Genomic DNA, 21138 nt, shown 5'->3' on the forward strand with positions numbered 1-21138 from the left:
CCCACCGCCTTTTAGCTTGCCGTAGGCGCCAGATCGCCGCCGTTGAGATCGCGCTTCACTTCAGTGACTTCGTCGCCCTTCGCGTTATGCAGATGCACCTCAAGCTGGTTAAAGGCGATGTTGATATCATTTTCACGGCACAGTCGATCGATCGCGCGGTTCAGTTCATCCACCGTATGGCTACGATCGCGCAATTCACGCACGTACAGACGCAGTTCATGATCCAGCGTGCTGGCGCCAAAGGTGGTGAAGAATACGGCAGGTTCCGGATCGTGCATCACCTTCGGATGCTCCATCGCCGCCTGTAGCAGGACTCTTTTCACTTTTTCCAGATCCGAGCCATAGGCCACGCCAAGCCGGATAACCAGACGGGTCGTGGTATCGGAGAGGGACCAGTTAATCAGCCGCTCCGTTACGAACGCTTTGTTCGGAATGATCACTTCTTTACGATCAAAATCGGTAATAGTGGTGGCGCGAATACGAATCTTACTGACCGTGCCGGAATAGGTGCCGATCGTTACCGTATCGCCAATGCGTACCGGACGTTCGAAGAGGATGATTAAACCCGAGACAAAGTTACCGAAGATCTCCTGTAGCCCAAAACCGAGACCCACCGACAACGCCGCCGCCAGCCACTGGAGTTTATCCCACGAGACGCCGAGCGATCCGAATACTGTCATCGCGCCAACAGCGATAATGACGTAGTTAAGGATCGTGGTGATCGCATACGAAGCCCCCTGGCGCATATTCAGACGTGAAAGCACCAGCACTTCCAACAGGCCGGGTAAGTTGCGGATAAGCGCCCAGGCCACCATCGCGGCAATAATGGCGAATAGCAAGCTGCCCATCGTCACGCTTTTCACCACCGCAGCGCCAGCTTCGGAGCCGTTGTAGTGCCACAGCGTGATGCTATCAAGATAGCTGAATACGGTGATCAAATCGGACCAAATCGCCCAGAACATAACGCCGAACAGGGCAAGCATTAGCAGCATCGTGATACGTAATGTTTGCTGGTTAATCTGCTCCAGCGCGATGGCGGGTTCTTCCTGTGGCTCCGCGCCTTCCGCTCCCTCTTTTACCAGGTTCTGACGACGAGCCAGCGCGCGTCGCCAGGCAATCCGGCGCGCCGCTACGCTTAACCCGCGCAGCACCGTTTGATAAAGCAGGTTCCAGATAATGACCAGATAGACGGTTTCAATCCAGCGTCCCGCCAGGCGCAGCGTGGTATAGAAATAGCCGGTCGCCGTTAATACCATTAACGCCACCGGAATGATGGAAAGAATCGTCACGGTCACCAGTCGAATGCCGTGAGATTCTTTATCGCGCCAGCTTTCCCGGCACAGTGGCCACACCAGCAATGTTATGACCAGCAGATTGAGGAAAATAACCGCCTGTCCCAGCACGTCATCCATCAGATTCAGCGGCGACAACTCCGCCACCACAGACCAAAAGTGCAGCGGCAGCAATGCGAGGCTGATGCGTACAATCTGGCGACGCCAGTGGCTGGTCAACTGCGCCGGCATACCAAAATGGCGTATCGCCACGCCCTCTTTTTCCAGCACCTTCCAGCACAGCCCAAAGACCAGCCAGAACATTGCGAGCTTTTTACTAAAGGCCCAGAGCAGATCGCTGATATTTAGCTGCATGGTCAGCAGGATCAGTCCAAGCGCGAGGATAATCAGGCACACCGGCAGCGCGCGGATCAGATCGATCAGAATAGCTTTTGGCGTATTGAGCTGACTATCGTTACGCAGCGATCCCACGGCGGCGGCCAGCTTCTGTTGATACGCTTTTAACCATTTCAGACGCCAGCGGATTAAACCGGCGATGAGCAAGAGCGGCAACCCGGCCAAAAAAGCAATAAATACCGCGGGCCAGGCTTTTTGCCAGTTCACCGTGATTTTCATGGCGCTGAATTGCTCTTTTAACGTTTGGGGGAACGCTTTAAGCCAGTCCCAGTCCATAGGGCGGTTACTGTTCACCCAAAAAATCTGCTGCGTCAGAATGGCTTTCAGATTTTTCGAGACGCTCATCAACTGCTGCTGGTTAACTTGCAGGTTAATCGCCATCATCAGCTGGTTACCCAACTGTTTATTTAGCTGATCCAATAGCTCACGGCGCATCTCCACCACTTGAAGCAACGCATCATGAACTTCATCATTTACCTCGCTGGTATGCCCCTCCTCCAGCTTGTCGACAAAGGCATCGCTTTGGAATAAGGCATCACGCTGCTGGTTGATTTCAAACTGCTCCAGACGCAAATCCGCAATGCGGTTGGTCATATCTTCGAGTTCGTCGGCGGAGGGCAGGGTTTGCTGCTGTTGATAAAGAATACGCGACAGCAACAGGCTGCCTTTTAAGACGGCAATCTGTTCTTTGATATTTCTTTCCGACTGCAGCGCGCGATCGAGCCAGTTTTTCACTTTAATGTTTTGCTGCATCAACATATTGCCGTTTTCGGTCGCGACAATCAGACGCTGGCTGAGTTGATGGTTAATATCCAGTTCCTGTTTTACCAGCGGGTTCGCCTGGATACGCGCCGTTTCGTCCGGCGAAATGGCCTCCTGGGCCGTTTTTTCCGTTAGCGTAAGTCGTTTACTGTTGACCGCCTCCTGTAAAAGTTGAAGCTGATGTTCAAGGCGATTACTGTTGGCCGTCACGTAATCCCGCTGTTTTTGCAGGGTGTCCTGCAAAACGGTATTCCCTTCAAGACTCTTACGTTGCTGGTCGATCTGCGCATTAAGCAGCGCCTGTTGTGCCTGTAATAACACCTGTTGGCTGGGGCGAAGCGCGGCTTCGCCGACGTTATTGCCGTCCAGACGGTTACGGATTTGCTGTATTTGCTGTGAGGCGGTATACATGGCGTTTTGCACGCGCTCAGGCTGGGTCTGTAGCGAAACAAGCTGGCTGTTATAAGCGGCAAGATCGTTTTGCGAATTTTGCAAATCATCCAGTACCTGCGCCACGCGCAGCTCAAGCTGACGTAGCGAAAGCGCACTCAGCGTTTTTCGCATTTCATCATCATTATCGACGTCGCTCAGCGCATTCAACGCAGCCGTCGCCTGACGCATTTTTTCAGGCGCCTGCGCCACCTTCTGCCGTAGCTGTACGGTCTCCTCTTTCACCCGCTCGATTTTATCCAGCGTAGCTAACGTATCAATAAGGTCCTGCTGGACGAGCTTATCCTGGGCGGAGAGATCTTTTTGCTTATTCAGCGTATCCAGCTGGTTTTGTACATCCGCTTTTGACGGCAGGTCGCCATTCGTTTGCCCCCGGGCAAATGCCAGAGACTGACAGGACAGCAGGATAATAAGGACGCTAATTGTAATAAAAACAAAATGCTGTGAACGTTTATAAAGCTGCAACATAGTCATGAGAATGAAGTGTCTGAACCGGCAAGCAGACCGGAAATAATTGAGTCGCAAGAATATCACGCCTGTAACAAACAGAATAGCGACACAGAAAATGTCCAGGAGTTTTCCTGGAATATTATCAGGGGGCGCCGTTGAACGTCGACGCGCGCAGCGTCGGACACAATTGATACATCTCCAGCAGGATCGTGACGTAGGCGCGAGCTTCTTTTTTTAAATCAAACGATTGCGGAGCAAATAACCAGTTTTCCATGAGCCCTGAAATAAAGCTGCGCATCAGTATCGCCGCACGACGGGTCAGCAGATTTTCAGGCAGCATTTTAGCATTAATACAATGTTTTAACGTTTGTTCAATCCGATCATAACTTTCCAGACAAAGGCTACGTTGCGCCTGTTGAACCACAACCATTTCTCCGACAAACTCACATTTATGGAATATAATCTCCATCAATAAGCGGCGTCGTTCTTCTGTTACAGTAGCTTCAAGAATATGAACTAAAATTTCTCTTAATACAGATAGTGGATCGTCGGGGAATTTTGCCTGATACTCAATCTCAAGCTCACCAATATTGGATTCTGATAGCTCCCAGATCTCACTGAATAAATCCGACTTATTTTTGAAATGCCAATAGATTGCGCCGCGCGTCACGCCCGCAGCGTTCGCAATCTCCGCCAGCGAGGTTGCTGATACGCCTTGCTGCGAGAACAAACGCAGGGCCACATCCAGGATGTGTTGTCGTGTCTCCAGCGCTTGTTGTTTGGTTTTTCGTGCCATATGTCGGTGAATTTACAGGCGTTAGATTTACATACATTTATGGATGTATGTACCATAGCACGACGATAATATAAACGCAGCAATGGGTTTAAGGACCTTTGACCATTGACCAATTTGAAATCGGACACTCGAGGTTTACATATGAACAAAAACAGAGGGTTAACGCCTCTGGCGGTCGTTCTGATGCTCTCAGGCAGCTTAGCGCTAACAGGATGTGACGACAAACAGGACCAGCAAGGCGGCCAGCAGATGCCAGAAGTTGGAGTTGTCACACTAAAAACGGAACCACTGCAAATCACAACTGAACTTCCGGGTCGTACCGTTGCTTACCGTATCGCCGAAGTTCGCCCACAGGTAAGCGGCATTATCCTGAAGCGTAATTTCGTTGAGGGAAGTGATATCGAAGCGGGAGTCTCTCTCTATCAGATTGATCCTGCGACCTACCAGGCGACTTACGACAGCGCTAAGGGCGATTTGGCAAAAGCGCAGGCCGCCGCGAATATCGCTGAACTGACGGTGAAGCGTTATCAAAAGCTGCTGGGTACGCAGTACATCAGTAAGCAGGAATACGATCAGGCGCTGGCTGACGCGCAACAAGCGACTGCCGCCGTTGTCGCAGCAAAAGCCGCCGTTGAAACCGCACGTATCAACCTGGCGTATACCAAAGTCACCTCGCCGATTAGCGGTCGTATTGGTAAGTCGTCCGTAACGGAAGGCGCGCTGGTACAGAACGGTCAGGCGTCGGCGCTGGCGACAGTTCAGCAGCTGGACCCTATTTATGTCGATGTGACCCAGTCCAGCAATGATTTCCTGCGCCTGAAGCAGGAGCTGGCAAATGGTTCGCTGAAGCAGGAAAACGGCAAAGCGAAGGTCGATCTGGTGACCAGCGACGGTATCAAATTCCCGCAATCCGGTACGCTTGAATTCTCCGACGTGACCGTTGACCAAAGCACCGGGTCTATTACTTTGCGCGCCATCTTCCCTAACCCGGATCACACCTTATTGCCAGGAATGTTCGTTCGCGCACGTCTGCAGGAAGGGACAAAACCGACGGCATTACTGGTTCCACAACAGGGCGTTACCCGTACTCCACGCGGCGATGCCACGGTGCTGGTGGTTGGCGCTGATAACAAAGTGGAAACCCGCCAAATCGTCGCAAGCCAGGCGATCGGCGATAAGTGGCTGGTGACTGACGGGTTGAAAGCGGGCGACCGCGTAGTCGTCAGCGGGCTGCAAAAAGTACGTCCTGGCGCACAGGTTAAAGTGCAGGAAATTACCGCGGATAACAAACAGCAAGCCGCAAACGGTGATCAACCTGCTCAGCCCAGGTCTTAACTTAAACAGGAGCCGTTAAGACATGCCTAATTTCTTTATCGATCGCCCTATATTTGCGTGGGTGATCGCCATCATCATCATGTTGGCAGGGGGGCTCGCGATCCTCAAATTGCCGGTAGCGCAATATCCGACGATTGCGCCACCAGCAGTGACGATCTCCGCAACCTACCCTGGCGCTGATGCGAAAACGGTACAGGATACCGTCACGCAGGTTATCGAACAGAATATGAACGGTATCGATAACCTGATGTATATGTCCTCCAACAGTGACTCCACGGGGACCGTGCAGATCACGCTGACCTTTGAATCCGGCACCGATGCGGACATCGCGCAGGTTCAGGTTCAGAACAAGTTGCAACTGGCAATGCCGTTACTTCCCCAGGAAGTACAGCAACAGGGCGTGAGCGTTGAGAAGTCCTCAAGTAGCTTCCTGATGGTAGTGGGCGTCATTAACACCGACGGCACCATGACCCAGGAGGATATTTCGGATTACGTTGCCGCCAATATGAAAGATCCGATCAGCCGTACCTCTGGGGTGGGCGACGTCCAGCTGTTTGGTTCGCAGTATGCGATGCGTATCTGGATGAATCCGACAGAGCTGACCAAATACCAACTGACGCCGGTCGACGTGATTAACGCGATCAAAGCGCAGAACGCCCAGGTCGCGGCAGGTCAGCTCGGTGGTACGCCGCCGGTTAAAGGCCAGCAGCTTAACGCATCGATTATTGCCCAAACGCGTCTGACCTCAACGGATGAGTTTGGCAAAATCCTGCTGAAGGTGAATCAGGATGGCTCTCAGGTTCGTCTGCGGGATGTAGCGAAAATTGAGCTTGGCGGCGAAAACTACGACGTCATCGCGAAATTTAACAGTCAGCCAGCGTCAGGTCTTGGCATCAAACTGGCTACCGGCGCCAACGCGCTGGATACCGCTACCGCTATTCGCGCCGAACTGAAAAAAATGGAACCGTTCTTCCCGCCAGGGATGAAAATCGTCTACCCGTATGACACCACGCCGTTCGTGAAGATCTCTATTCATGAAGTGGTAAAAACGCTGGTCGAAGCGATTATCCTCGTGTTCCTGGTGATGTACCTGTTCCTGCAGAACTTCCGCGCGACGTTGATTCCGACTATTGCGGTTCCGGTGGTGTTGTTGGGAACCTTTGCCGTGCTTGCGGCATTCGGTTTCTCGATAAACACGCTGACGATGTTCGGGATGGTGCTCGCCATCGGCTTGCTGGTGGATGACGCCATCGTGGTGGTCGAGAACGTCGAACGTGTTATGACGGAAGAAGGCCTTCCGCCGAAGGAAGCGACGCGCAAATCCATGGGCCAGATTCAGGGCGCATTGGTGGGTATCGCGATGGTACTGTCGGCGGTATTTATTCCGATGGCCTTCTTTGGCGGCTCAACCGGGGCAATTTATCGTCAGTTCTCTATCACCATCGTATCGGCGATGGCGCTGTCGGTGCTGGTCGCGCTGATCCTGACGCCCGCGCTGTGCGCGACGATGCTCAAACCCGTCGCCAAAGGCGATCATGGCGAAGGGAAAAAAGGCTTTTTCGGCTGGTTTAACCGCCTGTTTGATAAGAGCACGCATCACTACACCGATAGCGTAGGCAATATTCTGCGCAGCACCGGGCGTTATCTGCTGCTCTATCTCATTATCGTCGTCGGTATGGCTTATCTGTTCGTTCGTCTGCCAAGCTCTTTCTTGCCAGATGAAGACCAGGGCGTATTCCTGACAATGGTCCAGCTCCCCGCCGGCGCGACGCAAGAGCGCACGCAAAAAGTGCTGGATGAGGTCACGGATTACTATCTGAACAAAGAGAAAGCCAACGTTGAATCGGTATTCGCCGTCAACGGCTTCGGTTTTGCAGGGCGCGGTCAGAATACCGGTATTGCATTCGTGTCGTTGAAAGACTGGGCCGATCGTCCAGGCGAAAAAAACAAGGTTGAAGCGATTACCCAGCGGGCAACCGCAGCGTTTTCACAAATTAAAGATGCGATGGTCTTCGCCTTTAACCTGCCGGCGATTGTTGAACTGGGCACCGCAACCGGGTTTGACTTCGAGTTGATTGACCAGGCGGGACTTGGTCATGAAAAACTCACCCAGGCGCGTAATCAGTTGTTCGGCGAGGTGGCGAAATATCCTGATCTGCTGGTCGGCGTTCGACCTAACGGCCTGGAAGATACGCCGCAGTTTAAAATCGATATCGACCAGGAAAAAGCTCAGGCGCTGGGCGTGTCTATTAGCGACATTAATACCACGCTGGGCGCAGCATGGGGCGGCAGCTATGTAAACGACTTTATCGATCGCGGTCGTGTGAAGAAAGTTTACGTGATGTCCGAAGCGAAATACCGCATGTTGCCGGATGATATTAACGACTGGTACGTTCGTGGTAGCGATGGTCAGATGGTGCCGTTCTCCGCATTCTCCTCTTCCCGCTGGGAATATGGTTCGCCACGTCTGGAACGCTATAACGGTCTGCCTTCGATGGAAATTCTGGGTCAGGCGGCGCCAGGCAAGAGTACTGGTGAAGCGATGGCGATGATGGAGGAACTGGCCAGCAAGCTGCCGTCAGGCATTGGGTATGACTGGACCGGGATGTCCTACCAGGAACGGTTGTCCGGCAACCAGGCCCCTGCCCTGTATGCTATCTCGCTGATCGTCGTCTTCCTGTGTCTGGCGGCATTGTATGAGAGCTGGTCTATCCCGTTCTCCGTAATGCTGGTTGTTCCGCTTGGGGTTATCGGCGCGCTGCTGGCTGCGACCTTCCGCGGACTGACTAACGACGTTTACTTTCAGGTGGGCCTGCTCACAACCATTGGGTTGTCGGCGAAGAACGCGATACTTATCGTCGAATTCGCCAAAGACTTAATGGATAAAGAAGGGAAAGGTCTGGTAGAAGCGACGCTGGAGGCCGTCCGGATGCGTTTGCGCCCGATTCTGATGACCTCGTTAGCGTTCATGCTGGGGGTTATGCCGCTGGTTATCAGTTCCGGCGCGGGTTCCGGCGCGCAGAATGCGGTAGGTACTGGCGTACTGGGCGGGATGGTAACGGCAACCGTACTGGCTATTTTCTTCGTACCGGTCTTCTTCGTGGTGGTACGCCGCCGCTTTAGCCGTAAAAGCGAAGATATTGAGCATAGTCATTCGACAGAACATCGCTGATTTGCTCACTGTTGATAAGGCCGCGCAAGCGGCCTTTTTTACACAAAAATCATAAAATACGCTTATTGTTAGATTGATTATTTTTTGCCATATTAATAAAAGGTATAATCCTTACTGCGTTAAAGGCTTTTCTTAGGAAAGTTGGCCATTTCTTAATTCAGCCATTAATTAAGAAATATTAAGAATATTCCTGGCTATTTTCTCCTGTCAGAGTCTATTGTTTTAGCCTGAAAAGCTAAAAAACGTTAACCCAATGATTACACAAACAATAAAACTGGTTCCTTTTTAGGCGACCGACGATCACTGTTAAAATTCGAAAAAGTATGGCAACACGCGGCTTTCACGCAATTGTAATTTTTCGTAATATGACGATGAAAAGTTTTTTAGAGTAGATTATAGTTAAATCATAAGGTGACGTGGGAAGTACCAGGTTAGTTAGTTGTATCCATCCCGAAGGTGTTCGGTTAGTTTAAGCCACTAAAAAGGGGATGCATTATGGACGAATACTCACCCAAAAGACATGATATAGCACAGCTTAAATTTCTTTGCGAAACCCTGTATCATGACTGTCTTGCAAACCTTGAAGAAAGCAACCATGGCTGGGTTAATGACCCGACCTCAGCAGTCAACCTGCAGCTCAATGAGCTGATAGAGCATATTGCAACTTTCGCGCTTAATTATAAAATTAAGTACAATGAAGACAATAAATTGATTGCGCAGATAGATGAATACCTGGACGACACCTTTATGTTGTTCAGCAGCTATGGTATTAATACGCAGGATTTGCAAAAATGGCGTAAATCGGGCAACCGCCTGTTCCGTTGTTTCGTCAACGCCACCAGGGCTAATCCTGTTAGTTTGTCTTGTTAAAAATTATTACAATCATAGGTAGAATTTATGTCTGATAAACCATTAACTAAAACTGATTATTTGATGCGTTTACGGCGCTGTCAGACAATTGACACTCTGGAGCGCGTCATTGAGAAAAATAAATATGAATTGTCCGACAATGAACTGGCTGTATTTTACTCAGCTGCGGATCACCGTCTTGCAGAATTGACGATGAACAAACTCTACGACAAGATCCCCTCTTCAGTATGGAAATTCATTCGTTAATCACGCTACATTACTTTTTAGAGAACACGCAGGTGTTATCTGCCTCCTCGTTCTGGCTAATAACACAACGGGCTATTATAGAACAGTGATATAGATCACATACCAATAGCAGGGAACGTTCCCTCTAATACTTTATTATTGCTTCTATTGCGATAATATCCACCAAGGGGAGCGCGCGATGAGTGACGAAAAACAAAAAATGATCGCTGGGGCACTGTATTGCCCGACCGATGAAACTTTATGCCAGGATCGACTGCGGGCGCGTCAACTCATCCATCAATACAATTATACTACGCCTGATGAAATAAATAAGCGTCAGGCGATTTTACGCGACCTGTTGGGTCGATGCGAAGACGCCTATATTGAACCTTCCTTTCGTTGCGACTACGGCTATAATATTTTTCTTGGTCACTCCTTTTACGCTAACTTCGACTGCGTCATGCTTGATGTTTGCCCAATTCATATTGGCGATAATTGTATGCTCGCGCCAGGGGTACATATCTATACCGCCACGCACCCGCTGGACGCCGTCGAACGCAACAGCGGCAGAGAATTAGGTAAACCCGTCACTATCGGAAATAACGTCTGGATAGGCGGACGAGCCGTCGTTAATCCTGGCGTAACCATCGGCGATAACGTCGTCGTCGCTTCAGGCGCTGTGGTGACAAAAAACGTACCGCCAGACGTCGTGGTAGGTGGAAACCCGGCGCGAATCATTAAAAAATTGTAGTTAAAATGATAACTGTTATGCTAATTCGTGGTTAATCTGTTACTTTTTTCACGTTACACCTCCCTTTAAAATGGGCTGTTACTACCCCCTATGTCGCAGAAATCATGAAGGCAAAAGATGACAGAGATACAGCGCCTGCTTAGCGAAACTATTGATGACTTAAACGTCCGTGAAAAACGCGATAACAGGCCGCGTTTTAGTATCAGTTTTATCCGCAAGCATCCTGGGTTATTTATCGCGATGTATGCAGCCTGGTTTGCGACGCTGGCGGTCATGCTGCAATCAGAAACGCTGGTGGGGTCAGTGTGGCTGTTAGTGGTGTTATTTATCGCATTTAATTGCTTCTTCTTTTTCGACATCGCCCCGCGTTATCACTATAACGACATCGATGTGCTGGACCTCCGGGTCTGTTACAACGGCGAATGGTACAACACCCGCTTTGTTCCCCCCACGCTCATTGAGACGATTCTTCAGTCTCCACAGGTGGATAATGAACATAAAGTCCAGCTGCAAAAAATGGTTGCCCGTAAGGGCGAACTTTCCTTCTACGATATTTTTACGCTGGCCCGCGCAGAAGCCAGCCGGTAATAAAAAAGTGCGCACCCTCCCTGGTACGCACTGCTTTCCCTGAACTGTTGGTTTTTTAACGTCTTTTTTTACGCCCCTGAACCGCCTTAAAACGCGGATTTGTTTTACAAATCACGTATAAGCGTCCTTTGCGTTTGACTATCTGGCAATCCGGATGCCGTTGTTTTGCATTGCGAAGTGAGTTTAACACCTGCATTTCATTTACCCCTTTTAGCGCCGATAAAATGACCAAAACGTTTCTGGAAGCGTGCGGCGCTACTTTCGCTATCAAACGTTTTCTGTCTACCGGTATAAAAAGGATGTGATTTTGATGACACATCAATAGTGACATACGGATATGTCACGCCGTCCAGTTCGATTTCACGTTCAGTTTTGATAGTTGATCCCACTTTCACATATTCATTTGCGCTGGTGTCGTGAAATACGACGGTGCGGTATACAGGATGAATATCAGGTTTCATTGCGCTCTCTCAATTATGTTATAACATAACAATAAAATACGCTATCAACGCTCCTTTTTCAACCGGTAAACATTCACGATCTCTTCCTGGCGGCAAAAGCAACGTGGCGTAACGCGTTAGTCTGGCCCCTGTATCTGTAAAATCGATAAAATAGCTTTATCATTCGAGGGCGCGATTTACGATCGGATATACTTTCTCTACGCTGTGTTTATAAGGACATCACTGTGACAACACGACATCTGGTCAGCCTGGTAACGGGAGTGCTTATCCTGTCTGTCCTTTTCCCGATAGGATTGAGCCTGTGGCTGGCGCACCGTCAAGTTGAAAAAAGGTTTAACGAAGAGCTGGATATCTTCTCGTCCCGGGTGGCGCTACGTACAGAAAGGGTCAGTGACCAGGCAAAAGCCGCGTTAACGCATATTGCCTCCTTTAAAGGCGAGCCCTGCAGCAGCGCCCATTTACTCGCCATGCGCCGCGTGTCTTATAGCTTTCGGTATGTCCAGGAAGTTCTGTATCTTAAAAATTCGATTCCCGTTTGCTCCTCACTTGAAAAAGAGAGCCATATTCCCGCGTTCCCTCCGCCCATGAAAATCACTCGCGATGGTTATCGCGCCTGGTTTACGGCGCAAAACGATCTGGGTATAAAACGCTATATGGCGGCACTCGGGAGCGACAGCTATATCGTGATGATCGACCCGGCGTCCTTTATCGATGTGATTCCGTTTGGCGCATGGCCGATTGACGTCGCTATTATTGGCCGGGAACGCAATACTGTGGTTGCCAGCAGCGGTAACCTTGACCCCGCTATTCTTCCGCTCATTCACCATGAGACGCCCCTGCGGCTGGAAAACCGAGGCATTCAGTATGCTATCCACCCCTTTCCGGAAATGGGCATTACTATCGTAAGCTGGGCACCGACCGCTCCGCTGGAAAGGAGCTGGTATCGACAAGCGTTTATCTGGCTACCGGCGGGCATCGTAACGGGTCTGCTGGCCGCGGCCTTTATTCTGCGTATTTTGCGTCGGCTACAGTCGCCCCGCCACCGTCTCCAGGATGCGATAGACAATCGCGAAATTAACGTTCACTATCAGCCTATTGTCTCCCTGAGCAGCGGAAAAATTGTCGGTGCCGAAGCCTTAGCTCGCTGGCAACAGGCGGACGGTACCTTCCTTTCGCCGGAAATTTTTATCGCGCTGGCTGAACAAACCGGGCTCACGGAGCCGCTAACCCGGCTAATCATCGAAACCGTTTTTGAAGACATGGGGAGTTGGTTAAAGTCCCATCCCGAACAACATATTTCAATCAATCTTGAGGCATCCGATCTGGCGTCGGAAACGTTGCCGACGCTGTTAAGCACGCTGCTGAACCGTAGCCAAATTTCTCCGTCGCAAATCACGCTTGAGTTAACGGAGCGCGAGTTCGCCGATCCGAAAACCAGCGCGCCCATTGTCGCCAGATACCGTAACGCGGGTCATTCCATTTATATTGATGACTTTGGCACCGGCTATTCCAGCCTCAGCTACTTACAAAATCTGGATGTGGATGTCCTTAAAATTGATAAATCTTTTGTCGATGCGCTGGAATATAAAAACGTCACGCCGCATATTATTGAAATGGCGAAAACGCTCAAACTTAAGATGGTCGCAGAAGGCATCGAAACGACCAGGCAAGAACAGTGGCTACGCCAGCATGGCGTACATTATGGTCAGGGCTGGTTATACAGTAAGCCCCTACCCGCTACGGCATTTATTCTTTGGGCGGAACAGCGGCTATAACGTCGCACAGCAGAAAAGAACAGTGTGGAGAGGCACAAATGGGTGGGGGCCCTGCCAGCTACATCCCGGCACACGCGTCATCTGCCTTGGCTGCTTCCTTCCGGACCTGACCTGGTAAACAGAGTAGCGTTGCGGGAGAACCAACAGAGCCCCCATTGAGAGCGTTGTGAACCAACGCGCAGGCGCATTATCACTGCTATATCGTGCAATTGCAACCCATCAGGCATCGGATGCTGGTTTCTTGCGCATCCGGGCTTTCCTCCCCCCTTATTCCAGATTATCCTGAAGCATTAACGCAGGATTATATTATGGATATTCAGGACACATTTCCTCAACGCGTCTGGCAAATCGTCGCTTCGATCCCGGAAGGATTTGTCACGACCTACGGTGATGTCGCCCGGCTTGCCGGTTCGCCTCGGGCGGCGCGTCAGGTCGGCGGAGTTTTAAAACGTCTGCCGGAAGGCAGCACTTTACCATGGCATCGGGTGGTGAACCGCCACGGCGCAATATCACTTACCGGGCCGGATCTACAACGGCAACGTCAGGCATTACTGGCGGAAGGCGTGGTGGTGTCGGGAAGCGGACAAATCGATTTACAACGCTATCGCTGGGTGTATTAACCCTCTCCGTAACGGAGAGGGTTGGCGCAGGATTAATACTGGGTAGGCGCAGGAACGGCAGAAGACGGATTGACCTGGGTCGGCGAAGTCGATGGAACCGTCGTCGTCGCACCGCCGCTGGCCTGCACAGGCACCGCCGTTTGCTGTACCGGTACCAGCGTCAGATCCGCTTTAGTACCGCCATTGTTAATCACCGGTTTCACGCTATCGGTAATAAATACCAGCTTATTGTCAACGGTGATGGCCGCGCTCAGGAGAATGCGCGCGTTAGGTTGAATATCTGATGGGTTAAACGGCAACACAAAACTGAAAGGCGCCTGTTTACCTTCGGTACGTACCGCTTTTTGCGACAGCACCTTAGACGGCGCATCAGCCAGCGAAGCATCTGAAAGCGTCACGGTCAGCACCGCATCTGGCGGCAGAGCGACCTTCTGGCGGATCCAGACGGTACCGGAAACATTGGGTTGCTGAATAGTAGACTGGTTAGCTGTAATCGACATGTTAGGGTTTGGCGCAGGCGTCTGGATATCAGCGCTTTTATCAGCGCAGGCCGCCAGAGATATCGCAACCGCTAAACCACTTACGATGTGCACGAGTTTCATTCAATTCTCCTTATCATCAATGCACCAGCAGGCCTTTCCCCCCGCCGGAAGAGTGGTTAACAGAAACATAACGTGATTAAGTGTGGCACATGTCACTCATTTTTGCCTGGAATTGGTCTGTTATTCAGACTTTTGTACCCATCGGACCACTTGCAAAATTGCGTTATACTCTGCCCTACCTCGCTTCGGCATCGTTGTCACCTGGAGAGTATGTATGAGTCAGACACTGAATAATTTGCTGACATTATTGAATCTGGAAAAAATTGAAGAAGGACTCTTTCGGGGCCAAAGTGAAGACTTAGGGCTGCGCCAGGTATTTGGCGGTCAGGTGGTGGGCCAGGCGCTCTATGCCGCCAAAGAAACGGTGCCGGAAGCGCGACTGGTGCATTCATTCCACAGTTATTTTCTGCGGCCAGGCGACAGCCAAAAACCCATTATCTATGACGTAGAAGTGCTGCGCGATGGGAATAGCTTCAGCGCCCGCCGCGTTGCCGCTATTCAGAACGGGAAACCCATCTTTTACATGACCGCCTCATTCCAGGCGCCGGAACCGGGTTTTGAACATCAAAAAACCATGCCGACGGTAGTCGGGCCGGAAGGACTACCGTCAGAAACGGAAATCGCGCAATCGCTGGCGCATTTACTGCCGCCGATTCTGAAAGAAAAGTTTCTCTGCGATCGCCCGCTGGAAATTCGTCCCGTCGAATTTCACAATCCGTTGAAAGGTCACGTCGCCGCGCCTGTGCGTCAGGTATGGATTCGCGCCAACGGCACCGTTCCGGATGACATTCGCGTCCATCAATATTTACTGGGATATGCCTCTGACCTGAATTTCCTTCCCGTCGCGCTTCAGCCTCACGGCATCGGTTTTCTGGAAAAGGGCATTCAGATCGCCACTATCGATCACTCTATGTGGTTCCATCGCCCGTTCAATTTTAATGAATGGCTACTTTATAGCGTGGAGAGCACTTCCGCCTCCAGCGCCCGGGGCTTTGTTCGCGGCGAGTTTTATACTCAGGATGGCGCGCTGGTCGCTTCAACCGTGCAGGAAGGGGTAATGCGTAATCACAATTAAAAAACATGCCGCTATGCGGCGTTAATGGCCTGATGACGCTGCGCTTATCCGGCCTACAGTAGACTGGGTAAGCGCAGCGCCATCAGGCATGTTGCGCAATCACGCGTTATACGCATTCTCGCCGTGACTGTTCACATCCAGCCCCTCGCGCTCCTGCTCTTCCGGTACACGCAGTCCAACAAAGATATCCGCCAGTTTGTAACCAACAAACGCGACAACGCCGGACCAGACGACCGTAATAGCAATACTTTCCAGCTGTACCATCACCTGATGTCCCATCGTAACGCCGTCGACAAAGCCAACGCCGCCCAGCGAACTGGCGGCAAAAACGCCGGTCAGGATACAGCCGACTATTCCGCAAACGCCGTGAACGCCAAATACGTCGCACGGATCATCTACCCGTAGCAGACGTTTAAGCATGGTGACTCCCCACAATCCCGCCAGACCCGCAATAACGCCGATAACCAGCGCGCCGCCAACGCCAACATAGCCACAGGCTGGCGTCACGCCGACCAGACCGGCAATCGCGCCGGAACAGGCTCCCAGCAGGGAAGGCTTACCGCGTAGCGTCCACTCGCCGATAATCCACCCCAGAATCGCGGCGGCGGTCGCCACCACGGTGTTCACAAAGGCCAGCGCTGCTATCTCGTTTGCGCTACCAGCAGAACCCGCGTTAAATCCAAACCAGCCGATATACAGAATCGCAGTACCGGTAAAGACCATCGGCAGGTTATGGGGTTTAAATGCTTCTTTCCCAAAGCCGACGCGTTTGCCAATTAAATAAGCCCCTACCAGCCCGGCGATAGCGGCGTTAATATGCACCACCGTACCACCGGCAAAATCCAGCGCGCCGTGAGCAGCCAGCAGGCCGCCGCCCCACACCATGTGCGCAATCGGGATATAAGAGAGCGTGAACCACACCACGACAAAAATCAGTACCGCCGAAAAACGAATACGCTCCGCCAGCGCGCCGACAATCAGCCCGACGGTAATACAGGCGAAAGATCCCTGAAACGCGACATGAATATACTGATAAATCGTACCCGTTACCGCCGTCAACGCGATATTCTTCAACATCGCTCCATCAGCATTACCGAAGAAATGATTCCCTTCGCCAAAAGCCAGCGAATAGCCGTACACCACCCATAAAATACAGACCAGCGCAAAGGTGACGGTCACTTGCGTTAACATTGACAGCACGTTCTTGGCGCGAATTAATCCGCCGTAAAACAGCGCGATACCCGGTATCGTCATGAACAGCACCAGCGCGGTGCAAATCATCATAAAAGCACTATCCGCTTTATCGGCAACCGCCGGCGCGGCTATCGTTAGCCCAGGCAGCAGCGCCAGTGAAGCCAGTGTGGTTTTTATCATCGCTATCTTCATTTTTTCATTTCCTGTTGCTGTGTGGCGGGTCTTACAGCGCTGCTTCGTCAGCTTCGCCGGTACGAATCCGAATAACGCGCATGAGCTCCGCGACGAAAATTTTGCCGTCGCCAATTTTTCCGGTGTAAGCCGCTTTACTGATGATATCGATCACCTCTTCCAGTTGGTCGTCGGCGATAGCCACATCAATTTTGACCTTCGGCAGGAAATTCACGCTGTACTCCGCGCCGCGATACAGTTCGGCGTGTCCTTTCTGACGGCCAAACCCTTTCACTTCGGTGACGGTCAGTCCCTGAATGCCAATGGAAGAAAGCGCCTCCCGCACGTCCTCCAGCTTGAACGGTTTGATAATTACGGTAACCAGCTTCATAGAACCCTCCAGTCAGAATTAGGTAACGGCTGCCGCCGCGCATGGACTCTTCAGAATGGATATTGCAAAGGATGTGCCAGAAGCTGGCGAGCGAGGAAAAGCGCGGTTAGCGGCGCGTCTTTATATTGACGCGCCCCAAAATCGAAGCAGGGAAAGAAAAACGCACCACGACGGTGCATGATGGGCGAGGTTTTGCCCTGTGGCGCCAAACCTTACGCCGCAGGGCCGGGTTCTTCGTGTACGCTGGCGGCTAACTCCTCGCCAACTAACTGTAATTGATACATTTGCCAGTAGCGCCCTTGCGCCGCCAGCAATTGTTGATGCGTCCCGCGCTCCACCGCCTGGCCGCGATGGAGAACCAGAATGGTATCCGCCTCCACGATTGTCGATAGACGATGGGCAATAACCACCAGCGTGGTGCGCTCGCGAATCGCCGCCAGCGCCTGCTGTATCGCCTGCTCAGTGCCGGAATCGATGCTGGCCGTCGCTTCATCAAGAATTAATATTTGCGGGGCGTCAACCAGCACGCGCGCCAGCGCCAATAGCTGTTTTTGCCCGACGGACAGCGTATTTCCCTGCTCGCCGAGATGCGTATGCAGCCCGTCGCTCAAGCCGCGCGCCAGATCTGCCAATTGTACCGTTTCCAGCGCCTGCCACACCTGCGCCTCGGAGACATCGCGCCCCAGCGTCACATTAGCCAGAAAGGTATCCGCCATCACTACCGGGTCCTGTTGAACCATCGCCACGCCCTGGCGTAAAACGCGATGATTAAGAGAGGAGATCTCTCGCCCATCCAGCCGAATTTCGCCTTGTGTCAGGGGGTAATACCCCATTAATAAGCTGGCGAGCGTGCTCTTCCCGCTGCCGGTGTGCCCCACCAGCGCCACAAAGCTACGGGACGGTACTGAGAGCGTAATGTCCTGTAAAACAAGATTATCGTCGCGGTAAGCAAACGACAGATGATCAATATCAATCGCCCCGCTTTGTAACGGCCTGTCGTCGCTGCCATAGCGCTGGCGCGGGCGATCCATCAGTTCAAAAACACGCTCTCCCGCCACAACCGCCTGCTGTAGCATGGATTGCTGGGTGGTCAGTTCAATGAGCGGCTCGTTCAGACGTGACAAATAGCTAATGAACGCATACAGCACTCCGACCTCAATCGTGCCGGCAGACGTAAAGCTGAAAAGCATCAACAGACCGCACAAAATGAGCGCGGAAAAGAGGCTAAGCAGCGGACGCAATAAAAAGCCGTCTAAGCGCAGCGTCTGCATCCGCGCCATGTAGTGCGAGCGGCTGGCCTCGCCCATGCGTTCGCCGAAGCGCGCCTGCTGGCGAAACTGCTGAATTACGCTCATCCCGTTGATGATTTCGTTAAAGCCGTCGTTAATATCCGCCAGATATGCCCGCACGCGGCGTACAATCGGCGTGCTGTAGCGCTGATAAATGATCATCACGGTCAATACCGCCGGAAAAATCAAAATCGCCACCAGCGCCATCCGCCAGTCAAGGCTGAACATGGCGACCAGCATGGCGCCGATCAACGCCGCGCTACGTAATACCGTCGCGACGACCGTGACGTACAGATCGCGGATGACTTCCGTATCGTTGGTCACGCGTGAAATTAATTGTCCGACAGGCTGCGTGTCGAAGGCGCTTAGCGGCTGACGCAAGGCGGCATCCATGACGTCCGTGCGCAAGGACTGAACCACGCCAACGGCCGCCCGGTTAAATAATAAAGACTGGGCGTAATGGAGACCCGCCGCCAGAAACTGTAGCCCCACATAGGCGGCCGCCAGCCCCGCGACCTTGCCCAACGGTAAATGGTGGCGGGCCACCATGTTATCAATGAAATAGCTGATCAGCAGCGGACCGCTAACCTCCGCCGCTGCCGCAATCCACAGCATCATCACCGCGACAGAGAGCGGTTTTCGCCATGGCGAGCCATACGCCAGCAACCGTTTCAGCGTCGGCCATAGCTGTCCAAAACTACGCATTCGCCGCCTCCTCGCCGCGTTCCGGCGCGTCATCCAGAGCGGCCTCCAGTTGCTGATAGCGATACATATCGCGATACCAGCCAATCTGCTGCGCCAGTTGATCGTGATCGCCGCGCTGAACAACATGACCATGTTGCATAACGATAATTTCATTGGCGTCGGTCAGCGCGGATAAACGATGCGCGCTGATGATGACCGTACGCCCTTCGCCCCACTGGCGCAAATTATGCAAAATCTGATGCTCCGTGCGGCCATCTACTGCAGAAAGCGCATCATCGAGAAGCAGAATTTCCGCATTTAACAGTAGCGCTCTGGCAATCGAGATACGCTGTTTTTGCCCTCCCGATAACATGACGCCACGTTCACCTACCTGCGTGTCGTAGCCCTGAGGCAAGCGGAGAATATCCTCATGTACGCTGGCTAAACGCGCCACCTGTTCAATCTCCTCCTGAGTCGCCTCCGGGCGTCCGAGCGCAATATTATTGGCAATAGAGTCCGAGAACAAAAACGGCGTCTGACTGACAACCGCCAGTCGGCTACGCCAGCTATCCAGTTGCAGATGCGTCAACGGCATGTCATGGAATCGGATCTCTCCCTGCGTCACATCAAAATGGCGCTGGATAAGCGACAATATTGTGCTTTTCCCCGCGCCGGTCGGACCGCATATCCCCAGCATCTGACCCGGTTTAAGACGAAAGTTCACATTCTCCAGCGCCGGATGCGTCGTTTGCGGATAGCAAAACTCACGAATGGCCGCCGTCAGTTCGCCACGCCCCGCCGGGACCGGCTCTTCGCCATCCTTAACTACCGGCGCTTCCGCCAGCATGGCGCGGATGCGGCTGTATGCGGCGCTACCCCGCTCCACGATATTAAACATCCAGGCCAGCGCCAGCATCGGCCAAATCATCAACCCCAGATACATCATAAAGCTGGTGAGTTCGCCCAGCGTCAGGCTGCCGTTAACCACCATCCAGCTTCCGCCGCTAATCGCGAGCAGGTTCGCCATGCCAATGGCGATGTAAATGGTTGGATCAAAACGCGCGTCAATACGCGCCACGCGCATATTTTTCTTGCCGGTATCTTCGGCATCCGCCGCAAACAGCGAAGACTGGCGATCCTCCAGACCAAACGCTTTGATCATGCGGATGCTGGTCAGACTCTCCTGCGTGCGATCGTTCAGGCTGGAGAAGGCGGCCTGCGCCAGTTTGAAATAATCATGCAGCCGATCGCCGTAACGTTTGATCATCAGCGCCATAATCGGCATTGGCAACAGCGCTAATAGCGTTAGCTGCCAGCTAATTTGCGTCGACATGACAATCAGTACCGCGCAGCCCATTACCAGCGAGTCAACCAGCGTCAGAACGCCCTCGCCCGCCGCAAATACGACGCGATCCACATCATTCGTCGCGCGCGCGATAAGATCGCCCGTCCGATGGCGCTGATAAAATTCAGGATGCTGACGACTCAGCTGGCGATAATAATCCTCACGCAGTTCGACGGCTAATTGATAAGAAGCGCCAAATAGCAGCACGCGCCAGACATAGCGCAACAAATAGACCACTACGGCGATCAGGGCAATGGTGCCAATCCACATCGCTATTCGGCCTGGAGTAAAATGCTGTGCGGTTACGCCATCCACGACAATCCCCACCACTTTGGGCGGGATCAGCTGAAGCATCGCAATAAGCATAAGCAGGGCCACCGCGCCAAGATAGCGACGCCATTCCCGGCGAAAGTACCAGCTTAATTGAGCAAATAATCGCACGCG

Annotated in this window: 18 protein-coding genes and 1 other RNA gene; 9 read left to right on the top strand and 10 right to left on the bottom strand. The window is 52.3% G+C overall.

Annotated elements, in window-relative coordinates; all coding sequences use genetic code 11:
- Positions 1–11 precede the first annotated feature (11 nt).
- Both mscK and acrR read right to left on the bottom strand, forming a co-directional pair.
- On the bottom strand, positions 12–3374 hold the full coding sequence (gene mscK, locus EOS98_RS16710) for a mechanosensitive channel MscK (protein WP_000178232.1): 3363 nt from the start codon (positions 3372–3374) through the stop codon (positions 12–14).
- Positions 3375–3492: 118 nt separating this feature from the next.
- Positions 3493–4146, bottom strand: coding sequence for a multidrug efflux transporter transcriptional repressor AcrR (acrR, locus tag EOS98_RS16715; protein ID WP_126524220.1), 654 nt, complete (start codon positions 4144–4146; stop codon positions 3493–3495).
- A gap of 141 nt (positions 4147–4287) precedes the next feature.
- Here acrR and acrA point away from each other — a divergent pair, with 141 nt between their 5' ends.
- The 6 genes from acrA (at position 4288) to EOS98_RS16745 (ending at position 11087) form a co-directional block, all read left to right on the top strand.
- Positions 4288–5481: a multidrug efflux RND transporter periplasmic adaptor subunit AcrA gene (gene acrA, locus EOS98_RS16720; RefSeq protein ID WP_126524221.1), complete on the top strand. Its 1194-nt coding sequence runs from the start codon at positions 4288–4290 to the stop codon at positions 5479–5481.
- 22 nt (positions 5482–5503) lie between these two features.
- Positions 5504–8653, top strand: coding sequence for an efflux RND transporter permease AcrB (gene acrB / locus EOS98_RS16725; protein ID WP_126524222.1), 3150 nt, complete (start codon positions 5504–5506; stop codon positions 8651–8653).
- A gap of 495 nt (positions 8654–9148) precedes the next feature.
- Positions 9149–9523, top strand: a complete 375-nt coding sequence (gene tomB, locus EOS98_RS16730; protein WP_000344807.1) for an Hha toxicity modulator TomB — start codon at positions 9149–9151, stop codon at positions 9521–9523.
- A 27-nt stretch (positions 9524–9550) separates the two neighbouring features.
- Positions 9551–9769 (top strand): HHA domain-containing protein, encoded by a 219-nt coding sequence (locus tag EOS98_RS16735; protein WP_001280991.1) that lies wholly within the window; start codon positions 9551–9553, stop codon positions 9767–9769.
- Positions 9770–9947: 178 nt separating this feature from the next.
- On the top strand, positions 9948–10499 hold the full coding sequence (gene maa / locus EOS98_RS16740; protein WP_001278793.1) for a maltose O-acetyltransferase: 552 nt from the start codon (positions 9948–9950) through the stop codon (positions 10497–10499).
- 117 nt (positions 10500–10616) lie between these two features.
- The gene (locus tag EOS98_RS16745; RefSeq protein WP_126524223.1) at positions 10617–11087 is read left to right on the top strand and encodes a YlaC family protein; all 471 of its coding nucleotides are present in this window, start codon (positions 10617–10619) and stop codon (positions 11085–11087) included.
- 55 nt (positions 11088–11142) lie between these two features.
- On the opposite strand, the gene ykgO is transcribed toward EOS98_RS16745, so the two are convergent.
- Together ykgO and EOS98_RS16755 are read right to left on the bottom strand one after the other, a co-directional pair.
- The gene (gene ykgO, locus EOS98_RS16750; RefSeq protein ID WP_001197749.1) at positions 11143–11283 is read right to left on the bottom strand and encodes a type B 50S ribosomal protein L36; all 141 of its coding nucleotides are present in this window, start codon (positions 11281–11283) and stop codon (positions 11143–11145) included.
- A gap of 1 nt (position 11284) precedes the next feature.
- Positions 11285–11548, bottom strand: coding sequence for a type B 50S ribosomal protein L31 (locus EOS98_RS16755; protein WP_000801416.1), 264 nt, complete (start codon positions 11546–11548; stop codon positions 11285–11287).
- Positions 11549–11772: 224 nt separating this feature from the next.
- Between EOS98_RS16755 and EOS98_RS16760 the strand changes: the two genes are divergently transcribed.
- Positions 11773–13323 carry an EAL domain-containing protein gene (locus EOS98_RS16760; protein ID WP_126524224.1) on the top strand — a complete coding sequence of 517 codons (1551 nt, stop codon included), beginning with the start codon at positions 11773–11775 and terminating at the stop codon, positions 13321–13323.
- Positions 13324–13372: 49 nt separating this feature from the next.
- On the opposite strand, the gene ffs is transcribed toward EOS98_RS16760, so the two are convergent.
- Positions 13373–13469, bottom strand: an RNA gene (gene ffs, locus EOS98_RS16765) — signal recognition particle sRNA small type.
- A gap of 84 nt (positions 13470–13553) precedes the next feature.
- Here ffs and EOS98_RS16770 point away from each other — a divergent pair.
- Positions 13554–13943, top strand: a complete 390-nt coding sequence (locus EOS98_RS16770) for an MGMT family protein (RefSeq protein ID WP_126524225.1) — start codon at positions 13554–13556, stop codon at positions 13941–13943.
- Between the two features lie 32 nt (positions 13944–13975).
- Here EOS98_RS16770 and EOS98_RS16775 read toward each other — a convergent pair whose 3' ends face one another.
- Positions 13976–14545 (bottom strand): YbaY family lipoprotein, encoded by a 570-nt coding sequence (locus EOS98_RS16775; protein ID WP_000779802.1) that lies wholly within the window; start codon positions 14543–14545, stop codon positions 13976–13978.
- A 214-nt stretch (positions 14546–14759) separates the two neighbouring features.
- Here EOS98_RS16775 and tesB point away from each other — a divergent pair, with 214 nt between their 5' ends.
- A complete protein-coding gene (gene tesB / locus EOS98_RS16780) occupies positions 14760–15620 on the top strand; it encodes an acyl-CoA thioesterase II (RefSeq protein WP_000084180.1) in 861 nt (286 codons plus the stop codon).
- A 99-nt stretch (positions 15621–15719) separates the two neighbouring features.
- Here the strand turns inward: tesB and amtB are convergent, their stop codons facing one another.
- From amtB to EOS98_RS16800, 4 genes are all read right to left on the bottom strand, one after another.
- Positions 15720–17006 (bottom strand): ammonium transporter AmtB, encoded by a 1287-nt coding sequence (gene amtB / locus EOS98_RS16785; RefSeq protein WP_023212899.1) that lies wholly within the window; start codon positions 17004–17006, stop codon positions 15720–15722.
- A gap of 31 nt (positions 17007–17037) precedes the next feature.
- Positions 17038–17376, bottom strand: coding sequence for a P-II family nitrogen regulator (gene glnK, locus EOS98_RS16790; RefSeq protein WP_000780341.1), 339 nt, complete (start codon positions 17374–17376; stop codon positions 17038–17040).
- A 212-nt stretch (positions 17377–17588) separates the two neighbouring features.
- Positions 17589–19370, bottom strand: coding sequence for a SmdB family multidrug efflux ABC transporter permease/ATP-binding protein (locus EOS98_RS16795; protein ID WP_001256074.1), 1782 nt, complete (start codon positions 19368–19370; stop codon positions 17589–17591).
- Positions 19363–21135, bottom strand: a complete 1773-nt coding sequence (locus EOS98_RS16800; protein ID WP_001235559.1) for a SmdA family multidrug ABC transporter permease/ATP-binding protein — start codon at positions 21133–21135, stop codon at positions 19363–19365. Before EOS98_RS16800 ends, EOS98_RS16795 begins: the two co-directional genes overlap by 8 nt.
- Between the last annotated feature and the right edge of the window lie 3 nt (positions 21136–21138).

The sequence above is a fragment of the Salmonella sp. SSDFZ69 genome, from assembly GCF_004010755.1.
Classification (GTDB): domain Bacteria; phylum Pseudomonadota; class Gammaproteobacteria; order Enterobacterales; family Enterobacteriaceae; genus Salmonella; species Salmonella enterica.

Coding starts and splice junctions, on each gene's coding strand:
- mscK (WP_000178232.1), bottom strand. CDS start 3,374: ATGACTATGTTGCAGCTTTATAAACGTTCACAGCATTTTGTTTTTATT.
- acrR (WP_126524220.1), bottom strand. CDS start 4,146: ATGGCACGAAAAACCAAACAACAAGCGCTGGAGACACGACAACACATC.
- acrA (WP_126524221.1), top strand. CDS start 4,288: ATGAACAAAAACAGAGGGTTAACGCCTCTGGCGGTCGTTCTGATGCTC.
- acrB (WP_126524222.1), top strand. CDS start 5,504: ATGCCTAATTTCTTTATCGATCGCCCTATATTTGCGTGGGTGATCGCC.
- tomB (WP_000344807.1), top strand. CDS start 9,149: ATGGACGAATACTCACCCAAAAGACATGATATAGCACAGCTTAAATTT.
- EOS98_RS16735 (WP_001280991.1), top strand. CDS start 9,551: ATGTCTGATAAACCATTAACTAAAACTGATTATTTGATGCGTTTACGG.
- maa (WP_001278793.1), top strand. CDS start 9,948: ATGAGTGACGAAAAACAAAAAATGATCGCTGGGGCACTGTATTGCCCG.
- EOS98_RS16745 (WP_126524223.1), top strand. CDS start 10,617: ATGACAGAGATACAGCGCCTGCTTAGCGAAACTATTGATGACTTAAAC.
- ykgO (WP_001197749.1), bottom strand. CDS start 11,283: ATGCAGGTGTTAAACTCACTTCGCAATGCAAAACAACGGCATCCGGAT.
- EOS98_RS16755 (WP_000801416.1), bottom strand. CDS start 11,548: ATGAAACCTGATATTCATCCTGTATACCGCACCGTCGTATTTCACGAC.
- EOS98_RS16770 (WP_126524225.1), top strand. CDS start 13,554: ATGCTGGTTTCTTGCGCATCCGGGCTTTCCTCCCCCCTTATTCCAGAT.
- EOS98_RS16775 (WP_000779802.1), bottom strand. CDS start 14,545: ATGAAACTCGTGCACATCGTAAGTGGTTTAGCGGTTGCGATATCTCTG.
- tesB (WP_000084180.1), top strand. CDS start 14,760: ATGAGTCAGACACTGAATAATTTGCTGACATTATTGAATCTGGAAAAA.
- amtB (WP_023212899.1), bottom strand. CDS start 17,006: ATGAAGATAGCGATGATAAAAACCACACTGGCTTCACTGGCGCTGCTG.
- glnK (WP_000780341.1), bottom strand. CDS start 17,376: ATGAAGCTGGTTACCGTAATTATCAAACCGTTCAAGCTGGAGGACGTG.
- EOS98_RS16795 (WP_001256074.1), bottom strand. CDS start 19,370: ATGCGTAGTTTTGGACAGCTATGGCCGACGCTGAAACGGTTGCTGGCG.